This is a genomic window from Candidatus Eremiobacteraceae bacterium, from assembly GCA_036511855.1.
GTDB lineage: Bacteria > Vulcanimicrobiota > Vulcanimicrobiia > Eremiobacterales > Eremiobacteraceae > JABCYQ01.
Map to the genome: position 1 here is coordinate 1 of DATCBN010000106.1, position 14,615 is coordinate 14,615.

Sequence of the window (14,615 nt, forward strand, 5' to 3'; positions counted from 1 at the left end):
GTACTAGGGTGAGCAACGCTCACCCATCAGGACAAGCGACGCTTGCCCTAGTACTAGGGTGAGCAACGCTCGCCCATCAGGACAAGCGACGCTTGCCCTCCTAACAGCGGATCGCTTCGAAGGGCGCTGCGCAGGCGTTCGCGAAATCGGCGGTCCAGTGACCTCCTCGTACGCTTCGCCTTTTTCTTGGCGCTACGGCCGTCCGGCCATGCGCGAGTTATTCTCGGAAGAGACCAAGCGTAAGATGTGGCGGCGCCTCTGGTTGGCGCTCGCGCAAGCCCAAGCAAAGGCCGGACTCGTCACGCAAGCGGAGATCGATGATCTCCGCCGATTCGTCGATGCCGTCGACATCGACGCAGCCCACAAGATCGAAGCTGAGATCGGGCACGACCTCATGGCGGAAGTGCGCGTGTACGCCTCGCAGGCTGCGGTCGGCGGCGGGAAGATCCATTTAGGCGCCACGTCGATGGATGTCGAGGACAACGTCGAGACGGCGCGGCTGCGCACCGGACTCGCGCTCCTGGCAGGCAGCGTCCGTGAATTGCTCGCGCTTTTCGCGCAGCGCATCCTGGAGTTCGCCGATCTGCCGTGCATGGCGTACACGCACCTTCAGGCTGCCGAACCCACGACGCTTGGCTTGCGCATGAGCCTGTGGGCGCAAGACGTCCGCTTCGACTACGACGACTTGCGCCGGCTCGCGGTATGGCTGCCGGCAAAGGGCCTGCGCGGGGCCGTCGGAACGTCGGCCTCCTACGAAGTCCTACTCGCGGGCACCGGCGTCACGCCCGAACAGATCGAGCACGAGGTCCTTGCCGAACTTGGTTTGACCGCCGTCGACGTGACCGGCCAGACCTATCCGCGCAAACTGGACTTCACCGTGCTTTCCGCACTTGCCGGCCTCGCCGCATCGTGCGCAAAATTCGCCTTCGACATCCGCGTACTCGCGTCCAGCCCGTTCGGAGAGCTGGGTGAGCCGTTCGGCAAGAAGCAGGTCGGCTCGTCCGCGATGCCTTTCAAACGAAATCCAATCCTATGCGAGCGCATCTGCTCGCTTGCGCGGCTCGTGAGTGCAAACGCCCAGACTGCCTGGCAAAACGCCGCCGACAACCTTCTCGAACGCACGCTCGATGATTCCGCGAACCGGCGCACCGTGTTGCCGGAAGCGTTTCTTGCGGCCGATGAAATCGTGCAGCTCGCGCTGCGCGTGCTGCGAGGTCTTCGCGTCGACGAGCGCCGGATCGCGCAAAACCTGGCGGCGTTCGGCCCGTTCTCCGGCACCGAGGCGGTTCTGATGGCCGCTGCCAAACGCGGCGGCGATCGTCAAGTCCTCCACGAGTCGCTGCGCGACGCATCGATGAAGGCGTACGACGCATTGGCGCAAGGCCAACCAAATCCGCTCGAGTCGCTTTTGTCGAAAGACGCGCAGGTCGCGCGATACGTCAACCCGGAAGAACTCGCCGCACTGATGGACCCACGCGCACACACCGGATCGGCGTCCCGGCGCGCGCGTGCGTTCGCGCAATCGCTGCGTGACCTGGAGAACGTATGAACAAAGGGGCGGAAGTCGGCCGCGGCAAGACCAAAGTGCTTTTCGAGCATCCGGATCGACCCGATGCGCTTGTGGTGGTTCAACAAGACCAAATTTCGGCCGGAGACGGCGCGAAGCGCCACGTCATCGAAGGCAAAGGCCGCCTCGCCGCCATCACCACGGCGCGGATCTACCGCTTGCTCAACGCCTGCGCCATCCCCACTCACTTCCTCGGCGGCGGGGAAGATGAAGACCTCAATGAGGTGCTGGTGCGCCGCTGCGACATGATTCCTATCGAGGTCGTGGTGCGCGGCGTCGCCGCCGGCTCCTACCTCAAGAGAAATCCGGGCGTCAAAGCAGGCGCCGTGCTCGCGCCGCGCCTGGTCGAGTACTTCTTCAAAGACGACGCCAACCACGATCCGCAGTTCACAGCCGAGCAGATCATCGACGCCGGCATCGCCACCACAGCCGAACTCGCGCAGATGACCGATCTCGCTCGCCTCGTCTTCGACGTGCTCGCACACGCTTGGCGCCGCCAAGATGTGCTGCTCGCAGATCTGAAAGTGGAATTTGGCCGCGCCACCACCGACGACGGCGCTGTGGAGATCCTGTTGGCCGACGTCATCGACAACGACTCGTGGCGGATCTGGCCGGGCGGCGACCAATCGCGGATGCTCGACAAACAGATCTACCGGAACATGGCGGCTCCGACGTCCGACGACCTCGGCGTCGTGAAGTCTAAGTACGAAGCGGTCGCCGAGATGGTCGGCACGTTTCAAAAGAGCACCGGCGGCTTCGTCGGCATCATCATGGGATCCGCATCCGATTCCGCGCACGCCGAACGCGTCGCTAAGGCGCTCGCCAATCTAGGCGTGCCCTCGCGCAAGCACGTGGCATCCGCGCACAAGACGCCCACCTTTGCATTGCAGCGCGTGCAGCAGCTCGACAATATGCTCGGCCGAGTGGTCTATGTCACGATAGCCGGCCGAAGCAACGCGCTGTCCGCATTCGTCGACGCCGCCACGGCAAACCCAGTCATCGCATGCCCGCCGGTCGGCACTTCGTTCGGCGGCATGGACATTCTGTCGAGCCTGCATCTCCCGTCGGGCATCGGCAGCGTCCTCGTGCTCGAGCCGGAGAATGCCGCGCTCGCGGCGGCGAAGATCCTCGCCGTCGACGACACCGTCCTCTACGGCCGCGTGCTCGTCACGCAGTGGCGCAACCGCCTGCAGGTCATGGAGGGCGATGCGCGCCTCAACGCGCCCTCCGGTTCCAACGGCAAGGCGTAAGCTCGTGAGCGAGCGCGCATTGACGTTCGCATCGGAATCCCTATCGTGCGAAGGATCGGACGCCGATCTCGAGCGGCTCGCGCGCCGCGAATCTCTAGCGCTCACGCCGCGCGAGCTCAGGCAAATCCGCGAGCGCATCGGACGGGATCCATCGCGCGCGGAAGCGCATGCGTTTTCGATCCAGTGGAGCGAGCATTGTTCATACAAGAGCAGCCGCGCGCTCCTTCGTAAACTGCCCACGAAGAGCCGCGACGTCATCGTTCCGGTCGGGGAAGACGCCGGCATCCTGCGCGCCGGCGACGTGAACGGCGTGGAGTACGGCGTCGTGGTCGCGCACGAAAGCCACAATCATCCGTCCCAAGTGGTTCCGTTCGAAGGAGCCGCCACTGGAATCGGCGGCATTATTCGAGACGTCCTCTGCATGGGCGCCGAAGTCGTAGCAAGCGCCGATCCCCTGCGATTCGGGCCACCCGACCCCGGCTCGCACGCCGCGTACGTGGCAGCCGGCGCGGTGGACGGCATCGCAGGCTACGGCAACGCGGTGGGCGTGCCGAACATCGCGGGCGATGTCTACTTCCACGAATCGTTCACCGATAATTGCCTCGTCAATGTCGTCGCGCTGGGTCTCGTGCGGACGGACCGCATTTTGCACAGCCGCGTTCCGCCCGGAGGCGCCGACTACGATCTTGTGCTCGTCGGCAAAGCCACCGACGGGTCCGGTTTCGGCGGCGCCGCGTTCGCGTCCGTCGTGCTCGACGCGGCAGAGGCGCAGTCGAACAAGAGCGCCGTGCAAGTCCCCGATCCATTTCTCAAGAACGTCATCATGCGCGCGACGGCCGCGGTGGTCGACGCGGTCTTTGCAGCCGGCGTCGCCGCGGGGTTCAAAGATCTCGGCGCCGGCGGCATCATGGGAAGTTCGAGCGAGCTCTGCGGCGCCGGTGGATTCGGCGCGCGGATCGAGATCGAAGCGGTGCCGCAAGCCGTGGACGGCTTGCCGCCGTTTGTCGTGGCGTGCGCCGAAACGCAAGAGCGAATGCTCTGGGCGGTGCCGCACGAATTCACGCCCACGGTGCTCTCCATTTATAATGAGGGTTACACACTGCCCGAGGTGGCATCGGGCGCCCGTGCGGCGGTCATCGGCCGGGTCACTGAAGACAAGCGCTACGTCGTCTCTGCGGGCGGTGAAGCGATCATCGATCTGCCGATCGACGTCTTGACCGGTCCGGTCCACATCGATCGAGCCGGTGCAGATGCCGTCGACCGCGCGCACCCGAAAGCGATCCGCGACGCCGCTCCGGCCGGGCAAGACCGGCCGGAGAATACGCTTGACGTTGGCAGAACGTTGCTCGCGATTCTCGCACATCCCGATGTCTGCAGCCGCAGACCGCTCATCGAGCACTACGACACGGTGGTGCGCGGCGCGACGGTGATCCCTTCGGGATACGCCGACGCAGGCGTCATCGTGATCCGCCGCGGCGGTCGCGCGGGCATCGCGCTGTCGGTGGACGGCAATCCGCGCTACGGCGCGATCGATGCGCACCTCGCCGCCGCTCATGCGGTGGTAGAATCGGCGCGCAACGTGGCGGCGGTCGGTGCGCTCCCGATCGGCCTCACCGACTGCCTCAACTACGGCAATCCCGAAGATCCCGTCGCGTTCGCGCAACTCTCCGAAGGCATCGATGGGCTGGCTGAGGCTGCGAATGCGCTGCATCTCGGCGCGCCCGGCGAACCTTTGCCGTTCGTCAGCGGGAACGTCTCGCTCTACAATGAGTCGTCGAGAGGACGGGCCATCGCGCCGTCGGCGATCGTAGCGTGCATCGGCCGCGTCGAAGACGTCGGGCGCGTGGTCACCATGCAACTCACGGCTGCGGGGAACCGCCTCTTCCTTTTCGGAGCGCGACAGGTGAATCTGGGCGGCTCGGTGATCGCGGCGGTCGGCCCATTCCATAACGCCGAGCTGCCCGCCATCGATTATACCGAAGCGAATGCGTCCATTCTCGCCGTCGTCAAAGGGGTGCGCAGCGGAACGATCACAGCCGCCCACGACATCTCCGACGGTGGATTGCTCGCGTGCGTCGCGGAGATGTGCATGGGCGGCGACGCCGCGGGTTCGATCGGCGCGCACATAAATGCCGCGCCCATCTGGGCGCCAGACATCGATTTGGCGGGCGCTCTTTTCGGCGAAGCTGGCGGCTTTGTGGTGGAGGTGTCGGTCGATCGGATCGGCGCGTTCGAAGCTGCCTGCACCGCGTCCGGCGCTCGGCCGATTGCGATCGGGTCGACCGGAGGGAATGCGCTCATCGTGGAGGGTCTGTGCGACGTGGTGCTGTCGCTTGCCGCACAAGCGTGGTCAACGCCGCTCAAAGAACTGTATGCTTGACGTGAGCGCGCCGCGAGTGGCAGTCGTCGTCTTTCCCGGCACGAACTCGGAAGTAGAGACCGTCGATGCATGCCGTGACGCCGGCATGGACGCGCGGCTGTTCCATTGGAGTGAGCCACCCACGCTGTTGACGAACTTCGACGCGTTCGTGTTGCCTGGCGGCTTCGCCCACGAGGATCGCGTTCGCGCTGGAGCCATCGCAGCGAAAAGCCCGGTCGTGACGGTGATCGCGCAAGAGGCGGAGCGCGGCAAGCTCGTGCTCGGATTGTGCAATGGCGCGCAGGTCGTCGCAGAAGCCGGATTATTGGGTGAGGTGGCGATCGCGCGGAATCTGCCGGCCCGGCATTTCCAATCCCGCACCGTCGATGTGGTGGTCGGCGAACGTCCCGACCTCTGTGCATTCACGCGCGGCCTCGCCCCGGGTTTCGTCATGAAAATGGCGGCGGCGCACGGCGAAGGACGGTTTTGCGGAGCGGCTGCCACGTTCGAGGAACTTGAGGCGCGCGGTCAGATCGTCCTCAAGTATGCGGACGACTCGTTCAATGGCGCGATGCATCGCGCCGCGGGGATGTGCAATGTCGCAGGCAACGTCCTTGCACTCATGCCGCACCCGGAGCGTCTTGCATGGGCGTTCAACGTCGGGTACCTGAATGCGGCCGATCGCGGCGGCGACCCGAACCGTCCAGCCGGTGCCCACGCGATCTTTCAATGCATGGCTGCGTCGTTGCGCGAGGGCCTGAAGACGGCGGGCGCCTGATACCGGGACGAAAGCACTCGATTTGGACCGGACGCCCCCCGGGTCCGCCACGGTCCGAAGGCGAATACTTTAGGTCATGAAAAACTCCGTCGCGCTCTTTATCTGTGTGCTTCTACTGGCCGGCTGCGGCGGCCACGGCGGTTCGTCTGCGTTGCCGGGATTGCCGACCGCCGCAGGCACGAACGGTGCCCCGCCGTCCATTCAGGACGGATTCGCGCAGTTCACGTCGTCGCCGATCTACCAATATCCATTGCCGACGCACGGTGCGCAGGCCGGCTTTGTGGCGCTCGGCTCCGACGGCGCGATATGGTTCACGGAATTCAACGCCGCGAAGATCGGTCGTGTGGATCCCTTTGGGAACCTGACGGAGTCCGCGATCCCAAGCGGCAACGAAGGCGTGGAGATCGCTGCCGGTCAGAACGGAACGCTATGGTTCACTGAAGTCACACCCACCGGTGGACTAGCGCCCGCTTCGATCGGCAAGATCACGACGTCGGGAGCGATCTCCGAGTATCCAGTGCCGAACGCGGCAAGCTCGCAATTGCAGGGCATCGCCCTCGGGCCCGACGGCAACATGTGGTTTGTGGACAGCGGCAACAACGACATCGGGACTATCACGCCGGCCGGGGTCATCTCGACGTTCGGCGGCATCCACCTCGGCGCGTTTCCGTTCGACATCACGCCCGGTCCGCCGGCGGATGGCGACCTTTGGTTCACCGAAAAGAATCTGAGCCGGGTCGGCAAGATCACGATCGCGGGCGCGGTGACGGAATACGATCTCAAATCGTCGTCGGCGTCTCCGCGTGGCATCGTGTTGGGATCGGACGGCAATCTATGGGTGGCAGAATCCGCCACGTTTAAGATCGCGCAAGTGACCACCGGCGGGATCGTCTCCGAATTCGACAATCTCGGCGCCGAATTGCCGTACGAACTCGGCACAGGTCCGGACGGCAATCTTTGGATCGCATCGCCGAGCGGCGTGCTTCAAGAATTCAAGATCGCGCAAAAGAAGTTCATCGGCAGCGTGTGCATTCCAAAGGGGTGCCCGCATGGCGATGCGTATCCGGCAAACGTCACGACAGGCTCCGACGGCGGGCTTTGGTACGGGGCGGTCTACGGCGGCTACGTCGGCGTGATCGAAGACACGATGGCGACCGTCCAGCTTCGCATCACGAACGAGGCCTCGTTTGTGAATCCTAAGTACGGACCGGTCTTCGGTTACTTCACGGGCAACTCGTTGACATCGCAAGTGGTGACGTTGACCGCCGCCGAACCCGTGCGTTTCAAGAATATGGAGCTTCCGGCGTCGGGCATCTCTCACACCGCCAGCTTCCTCGGCGATGCCAAGAAGAAAAGCGCTCCGTGGCCTTCGACGTTCGACGGTTCGGAAGTGAAAGCGCCCGCGGGCACCGTGATCAGCAACGCTTCGTGGTCGACGGGGCCGCTGCTGCCCGGCAAGTTCTCCGCGATATACGAGACCGGGTCACCCGGATTCTATATGATCGGATGTTTTTTCCACTACGACGACCCGACGTCGATGCGCACCGTCCTCATCGTGCAGTGAGGAATTCGCGGATCATCCAGACCTGATCCCAGACCGCTTCGAAGCCGGCTTCGCGGAGAACTTCCAGACCCCGCCGGTTCGAGCCGGGAATATTGTAGGCGAGATAGTCCGATACATCGCGGTGATGCGCGAAGAGGGCGCCGAGCGCCGCGCGCAACGCAGGGCCGTCGTCTGCGCAAGCGGCTTGGAGAATGCGGATGACCGGTTCGCCCGACTTCTTATCCTGACTCCTTCGGAACAGCACATACGCAAACGGCGCGCCGCGTTGCGCGACGATGATCGCCGTCGCACCGCGGGCATTGGGCCATAAAGTGGACCACTGCGCGTTTTTTTGGTAGAAGGGCACGCTCGTCAACCGCTCGGGCGCGACGAATTCAACTTCCGCGCCATCCCCGAACGCGTCGAGCCGCGGCCGGTGCGCGGCCAACCCGTATAGTTCGCCATTGCGACGGTAGCCGAACTTCAAATACAACGCGATGGCGCGCGCATTCTCCGACCGCGCCTCAAGCGTCGCGAGACCGACGCGATGCTCCGCATACAGCTCGATGGAGCGGCGAAGCAATTCACGCGCAACGCCCTTGCCTCTGAAATCTTCGGCGACGGCCGTGCCGCCGTTCCACGCTTGCCGGATTCCATGGACGTCGGCGATGGCGTTCAGCGCTATGCCGACCGGTCTGTCGCCCGCGTATGCGAGGATCGACGCCTCCGCCACGATTCCGTCTTGCCGCATTCGTCGTTCGAAGACGTCCGGCGTGGTGGTCATGTCGGAGAAGTAGCCGGCAAAACCGTCGTTCCACGCGCCGACGGCGTCGTCGACAGGACACGTCGAGAGCAGGTGGTACGACACGGAGTCGGTCATGCGCGGTCGTTCTCGCTCAATCCGAGCGAACCCGTCAGCACGCGTGAAAAAGGTCGCCTACGTGCCGGGCGAAAACGAAGTGCCGAGATGATATTCGAAGCCGCGGTAGACCTTTCCATCACGGACAATACTGCGTACACGGTACTTGTCGCGTTGAAGCATCTCGGCTACGAATCGTTGGACCGGGTCGAGCGGTCCGAGATCTACCGGCTCACGCTTGCCGACGACGATCGGCCAGAAGATGTCGCGCGCTCCTTCATGCACGCCGAGGTCGTGTTCAATCCGAATAAACACCGTTTGTCATACGACGCCGGAACCGACGCGCCGGGTGAGGAGTGGGAGGCGATCGTCGCAGACCGCGACGACGACACGACTCGCCTCGCTCGAGTGCTCGCCGAGCGGTTCGGCGTGCGCGGACTGAGACAGGTCGAACGGTCGACGGCATGGCGTTTGTACGAGAAAGATCGGCCTGCGTCGAAAGACCGGGTGGAGTGGGCGTGCCGGACGCTGTTATGCAACCCCTTTTCGCAGATAGCGACGATTCGCGCACGGCCGCACCGCGCGGCCGCGGGGGAGACCGTCGCTTCCGTGGAAAGGTAAGCCATGAGTCGGAAATCCGGTCAATCTCACCATATCCCGCAGCTTTTCACCATCGCCACATTGGGCAGTCATTCTGCCCTGCAGATACTCAAGGGCGCCAAAGACGAAGGCTTCCACACGCTCGCGGTCGTCACGCCGCAGAACGAGCGTCTGTACTCGAGCTTCCAGTTCGTCGACGAAGTCATCGTCATTCCGTCGTACAGCGAATTTCCAAAGCTCGAAGCCGAACTGAACAAACGCAAGGTCGTGCTCGTTCCGCACGGCTCGTTCGTCGCCTATCTCTCAATGGCCGAACACAAGGCCATGAAGACGCCGTACTTCGGCAATAAAGCCGTATTGGATTGGGAAGCGGATCGGCTTCGCCAACGCGACTGGCTACTTCGCGCCGGTCTGAGAATGCCGCGCCAGTTCACGCGCTCGAGCGAGATCGATCGTCCGATCATCGTCAAGCTCTACGGTGCACACGGCGGAAAAGGTTATCTGTTCGTCAAGAACGCCGAAGATTTCAACGCTCGCGCCTCGCACCTCGTCGAGCAGCAGTTCATCATGCAGGAATACATCATCGGCGTTCCGGTGTATATCCATTATTTCTATTCGCCGCTCACCGGCAAGCTCGAGATCATGTCCATGGACCGGCGCTATGAGTCCAACGTCGATTCGCTCGGGCGCATTCCATCGGCCGATCAAGAAGGCTGGGATATCCATCCATCGTACGTCGTGATCGGCAACCAACCCATCTCGTTGCGCGAGTCGCTGTTGGCCGAAGCGTTCCATATGGGAGAAGCGGTGGTCAGGGTGAGCCGCGAGATCTGTCCGGATCGCGGTCTGTTCGGCGCGTTCTGCCTCGAGACCATCGTCACGTCCGACGCCGAGTTTTACTTGATGGAGATCTCGGCGCGCATCGTAGCAGGCACGAATCTCTTCATCGACGGATCGCCGTATTCGTATCTGAACTACGACGAGCCCATGTCCACCGGCCGGCGCATCGCGCGCGAGATCAAAAACGCCTTGTTCACCGATAGTCTTGAAATGGTGCTCGATCAATCGGGACGGCTCGCGTTCGATCTTCCCACGCTCGACAATCCGGCGGTCGCCATTCCGGGTCCGGGCGTGCCGGCGAATTGAAGTCCGTCGGACACTTGGTGCTCGAAGGATACGATTCCGCAAACCTGACTCTGGCCTGCATCGGCTCGCATTCCGCGCTGGACGTCTGCCTTGGAGCGCGCAACGAACGCTTGCGCAACCTCGTGGTGACCGCGCGCGGCCGCGAGCGAACATATGCCAAATATTACGCGACGCGAAGCGACGGCTCGGGATGTGTCGACGAAACGCTGCTGGTCGATCACTTCGCCGATGTCTTGAAACCGGAAGTCCAAAGTCAACTCGTTAGCCGCAATGCGATCTTCGTGCCGAACCGCTCGTTCGAGGTGTACGCCAGGCAGCGTCACACGTACGATGAGATCGAGCACATGTTCTCTGCGCCCATGTTCGGCTCGCGGTCGTTGCTGCGCGCAGAGGAGCGAGACGAGCCCGACAATCAGTACGCACTGCTGGAGCGCGCCGGTCTGCGTTTTCCGCGGCGCATCGCATCGCCGGACGCCATCGATGGATTGACGCTCGTCAAGGCGCCGCACGCTACGGTGTCGTTCGAGCGCGCGTTTTTCGTGGTGTCATCGGCGGAGCAATATCGCCGGCGCGCGTCGGAATTGTTGACCGCCGGCATCGTGACCGAGCACGGATTGGCGGGCGCCGTCCTTGAAGAGTACGTGCTTGGACCCACGATCAACTTGAACTTTTTCTGGTCGCCGATCCTCGGCGAACTCGAGTTGTTGGGCACGGACACCCGTCGCCAGACCAATATCGATGGTCTGCGCGCGCTGCTCGCTGCCGAGCAATCCACTCTTCCCGCCGGATTGACCGCGTCGATGGAAGAGGCGGGCCACATCGCCGCCACGATCACCGAATCGATGTTAGAGCAAGCGTTCGACATGGGCGAGCGGTTCGTGGAAGCCGCGCGCGCGACTCGCCCGCCCGGCATCATCGGGCCCTTCGCACTGCAATGCGTCATCGCTGCCGGGCCGCCGAAGTCGTTCACGGTCTACGACGTCAGTCTGCGAATTCCGGGCTCGCCGGGCACGAAGTTCACGCCGTACTCGGCCTATCGTTGGGGCAAAGAGATCTCCGTCGGGGAGCGTATCGCCCGCGAACTCGCAATGGCTCGCGCCGCCGGCCGCCTCGCCGACATCTGCACGTAACGGTTTTTTGCACGAGGCAACTGTACTAGGGCAAGCATCGCTTGCCCATTGGGTGAGCGTTGCTCACTCTAGTACTAGGGCAAGCATCGCTTGCCCCGCACAGCAAATCACTCGTAGTGCTTGAGCGTTGGCCAAAGCGTCGCGAGCGGCACTTTGATCCCACGACAGATCATGATGGGCAGATTGTCTTCGTACGGCATCACGTACGGCGCAGAAAAGGTCGCCGCGTGCACGGAGCTTCTGAAGAGATGCGCAGAAGCGCCACAGTCGCCGCCCACGTCAAGCACGACGTTGCCGCTGAAACCGCGAGCACCCCACACCCAATATTGATTGTGACCGCTGAGGACAGGTACACGCGGCGCAAAAAACTGGATCGCAGCGGCTTCGCCATAGTTTTGCGTGAAGGCGAATGCTTGCAAGCGATCGGCCGCCGGCAATCCGTCATAGACCGATGCGACCTTCTGAGCAAGTTCAGGCCACCCATGCATGTCAGCCCAGTCTTGAGGCAGCGCGCCGAACTTCTGATTTTCGGTTGCGACGCTAGCCTTGTTGACATGAAGTGCGGAGAAAACGGCATTCGAATAAGGCACAAACTCGCTTTCGGTGAGAATGGGCATAGCGAACGGTGCGAAGACAAGTCCGGCGACGACGCTTGCCGCCACGACAAACGCGCGGACCCACGTCCGCTTGGTCGTCATTTTCTCGATCCACACGGCGCCCGCCGCGAAAAGGATTGGGTAAATGTCCGCCGGGTAGTAATGTTTTGCATGTGAAGCGATCATCGCCGCGATTAAGATGAGATAAGCAATCCCCAAGAATCGAATAGACGGCGTCATCAGCAGATAGGCCAAACCGAGTAGCCAAATGATGCTCAAGAAGACATTCGTGATGAGAAATTGCTGCGTGACGAATTCTGCGGGCCCTACGACAATATTTTTCCCGTTTTGGCCGTTGCGCAATAGCTCAACTATTGGGAATCCGTGAGTGGCTTGCCAGACAAAATTTGGCAGGCTGATGAGCACCGCGAGGATTATGCCGGCCGCGAACCATTTTGACCAAAGCACGCGTCGATCCGGTGTGCAAAGAACTGCCGCTATCAACGCGAGCGCGAAGTACAGGATGCTGTACTTGCTTTCCAGCCCCAGCCCCACGATGGCGCCGACGCCGAGCCACCATTTCTCGTCGCCGCCCTTGACGATGCGCACGAGATAGAGCGCCGCGAGCGGCCACAGCAAGAGACCGATGGTGTCGGTCGAGATCTTCATCCCGAAGTTCATCAAGACAGGCGCGAAGAATACCGCCAAACTGGCTAAGATCTGCGCGAAGGCTGCGCCGCCGAATTCCGCCACCAAAAGACAAGTCGCGTAGACGGCGCCGGCAGCGAATAACGCAGGTATGGCTCGCTCAAGGAGAAGAGAGGGCCCAAACACTTGAGTGGCCGCAGCCAAAAGCGGTGCGATGGGCGGCTGATCCACGTAGCCCCAGGCTGGATGCCTGCCACATATGATGAAATACAACTCGTCTCGAAAAAAACCATAGTGCGGATTGCCGGCGACGTGCACGAGGAACGTTGCCAGCGCCATGCCCAGCGGTAAGCGTCGAGCAGATGATGTCAATTCGCGGTCGCCTTTCTAGACGGCTGCCTTGTTGTAGGGTCCGACTTTTATGGTCGGCCCCGCTTGCCCCGTTTTTGGGTGAGCGATGCTCACCCTAGTACGGACGATGCGACTGGGCAAGCGATGCTTGCCCTAGTACGGTTCACCCGCTACGGAAAAACAGAGTGCCCCCGGCAAAAATTCCGGGGGCACTGCGAGTGCATCTTCACTCTGGTACGTACACGCGTAGTATACATCGCCGAACCGCGGACGTCAAGGCAGGCGCGTCACGCGAAGCGCCGGAATCAATCGGACATGCAGCAATCTGCGGCTGTCGAAAAGCGTACCGACCAGGCTCTCGAAACCGTCGTCATCCTGGATTTTGGCGCCCAATATGCGCAGTTGATCGCGCGGCGAGTTCGTGAAGCGAACGTCTATTCGGAGATACTTCCATTCGATGCGCCGTGGTCTGAAATAGCGCGGCGGAATCCGGCGGCGTTCATCCTGACCGGCGGTCCCGAGTCCTGCGTTGCGGCTGATGCGCCCCACGTCGCCGACGAAGTGCTTGCCAGCGGGAAGCCCATTCTCGGCATTTGCTACGGCATGCAAGAGCTCGTACGCGCCTGCGGCGGCGTCGTCACGCCCGGCGCCACGAGCGAATACGGCAAGGCGGAGCTGGTCGTCGGGGCAGATTCCAAGCTTTTCGCGGGCGTGCCGCAGCGTTCGCAGGCCTGGATGAACCATACCGATACGGTGACGGCACTGCCAGCGGGCTTCGTGCCGCTCGCATCCACTGCGAATTGTACGCTCGCGGCGGCCGGAGATCCGGCTCGGAAGCTTTACGGCGTTCAATTCCACCCCGAAGTCATGCATACCGACGCCGGCCGCGTCGTCCTCGAGAATTTCCTGCGCGGCGTTTCCGGATTGCGCAATCGCTGGGAGATGGCGTCGTTCGTCGATCGTGCGGTCGCCGAGATCCGCACCACGGTCGGCGACGCAAAAGTCATTTGCGCCCTCTCCGGCGGCGTCGACAGCGCGGTCGCGGCCACACTTGTCGCCCGCGCGATCGGCGACAAGCTCACCTGCGTGTTCGTCGACCACGGTTTTCTGCGAGAGCGCGAAGCGGAAGAGGTGATCGCCGCATTCCGCGACGTCTTGCACCTCAATCTCGTCGCCGTTGACGCACGGCAACGGTTCCTCGACGCGCTCGCCGGCGTCAGCGATCCGGAAGAAAAACGCAAGATCATCGGCCGCGAGTTCATCGCGGTCTTCGACGAGCACGCGAAAGCCATTCCGGGCGTCGATTTCCTCGTGCAAGGCACGCTCTATCCCGACGTCATCGAGAGCAAGACGCCGCAGAGCAAGAGTGGCGCGAAGATCAAAACGCATCACAACGTCGGCGGTCTGCCCGAACACATGGCGCTGCGCCTCATCGAGCCGCTTCGCTTGTTGTTCAAGGATGAAGTGCGCGCACTCGGACGCGAACTCGGGCTTCCCGAGCCGATCGTCGCGAGGCAGCCGTTCCCGGGGCCCGGACTTGCGGTGCGCGTGATCGGGGCGATCACGGAAGGTCGGCTTGCCATACTGCGCCGCGCCGATGCGATCGCGCGGGAAGAGATCGCGGCTGCGGGTGCACCCGAACCGTGGCAATACTTCGCCGTGCTCACGCCGCTTCAGAGCGTGGGCGTGATGGGTGACGGCCGGACGTACGAAAACATGGTCGCCATTCGTGCGGTCACGAGCGACGACGGGATGACCGCCGACTGGGCGCGGTTGCCCTACGAAGCG

At 62.8% G+C, this 14,615-nt stretch carries 11 protein-coding genes; 9 read left to right on the forward strand and 2 right to left on the reverse strand.

Annotated features, from left to right (window positions below; all coding sequences use genetic code 11):
• Positions 1-157: 157 nt before the first annotated feature.
• The 5 genes from purB (at position 158) to VII69_14000 (ending at position 7,518) form a co-directional block, all read left to right on the forward strand.
• Positions 158-1,549 (forward strand): adenylosuccinate lyase, encoded by a 1,392-nt coding sequence (purB, locus tag VII69_13980; protein ID HEY5096217.1) that lies wholly within the window; start codon positions 158-160, stop codon positions 1,547-1,549.
• Positions 1,546-2,817, forward strand: coding sequence for a phosphoribosylaminoimidazolesuccinocarboxamide synthase (locus tag VII69_13985; GenBank protein ID HEY5096218.1), 1,272 nt, complete (start codon positions 1,546-1,548; stop codon positions 2,815-2,817). Before purB ends, VII69_13985 begins: the two co-directional genes overlap by 4 nt.
• A gap of 4 nt (positions 2,818-2,821) precedes the next feature.
• On the forward strand, positions 2,822-5,197 hold the full coding sequence (purL, locus tag VII69_13990; GenBank protein HEY5096219.1) for a phosphoribosylformylglycinamidine synthase subunit PurL: 2,376 nt from the start codon (positions 2,822-2,824) through the stop codon (positions 5,195-5,197).
• Between the two features lies 1 nt (position 5,198).
• Positions 5,199-5,954 carry a phosphoribosylformylglycinamidine synthase I gene (purQ, locus tag VII69_13995; protein ID HEY5096220.1) on the forward strand — a complete coding sequence of 252 codons (756 nt, stop codon included), beginning with the start codon at positions 5,199-5,201 and terminating at the stop codon, positions 5,952-5,954.
• Positions 5,955-6,030: 76 nt separating this feature from the next.
• On the forward strand, positions 6,031-7,518 hold the full coding sequence (locus tag VII69_14000; GenBank protein HEY5096221.1) for a hypothetical protein: 1,488 nt from the start codon (positions 6,031-6,033) through the stop codon (positions 7,516-7,518).
• Here the strand turns inward: VII69_14000 and VII69_14005 are convergent.
• The gene (locus VII69_14005; protein HEY5096222.1) at positions 7,505-8,377 is read right to left on the reverse strand and encodes a GNAT family N-acetyltransferase; all 873 of its coding nucleotides are present in this window, start codon (positions 8,375-8,377) and stop codon (positions 7,505-7,507) included. The genes VII69_14000 and VII69_14005 overlap by 14 nt on opposite strands.
• Positions 8,378-8,464: 87 nt before the next feature.
• On the opposite strand from VII69_14005, the gene VII69_14010 reads away from it, so the two are divergent.
• The 3 genes from VII69_14010 to VII69_14020 are packed head-to-tail and all read left to right on the forward strand — an operon-like array spanning position 8,465 to position 11,232.
• Positions 8,465-8,977: a hypothetical protein gene (locus VII69_14010; GenBank protein HEY5096223.1), complete on the forward strand. Its 513-nt coding sequence runs from the start codon at positions 8,465-8,467 to the stop codon at positions 8,975-8,977.
• A gap of 3 nt (positions 8,978-8,980) precedes the next feature.
• Entirely contained in the window at positions 8,981-10,102 is a 1,122-nt protein-coding gene (locus VII69_14015; protein HEY5096224.1) for a formate--phosphoribosylaminoimidazolecarboxamide ligase, read from the forward strand.
• Positions 10,099-11,232 (forward strand): DUF1297 domain-containing protein, encoded by a 1,134-nt coding sequence (locus VII69_14020; GenBank protein HEY5096225.1) that lies wholly within the window; start codon positions 10,099-10,101, stop codon positions 11,230-11,232. Before VII69_14015 ends, VII69_14020 begins: the two co-directional genes overlap by 4 nt.
• A 107-nt stretch (positions 11,233-11,339) precedes the next feature.
• Here VII69_14020 and VII69_14025 read toward each other — a convergent pair whose 3' ends face one another.
• Entirely contained in the window at positions 11,340-12,815 is a 1,476-nt protein-coding gene (locus tag VII69_14025; GenBank protein ID HEY5096226.1) for a glycosyltransferase family 39 protein, read from the reverse strand.
• Positions 12,816-13,142: 327 nt separating this feature from the next.
• On the opposite strand from VII69_14025, the gene guaA reads away from it, so the two are divergent.
• The coding region (guaA, locus tag VII69_14030; GenBank protein HEY5096227.1) for a glutamine-hydrolyzing GMP synthase at positions 13,143-14,615 on the forward strand (1,473 nt) is incomplete at its 3' end.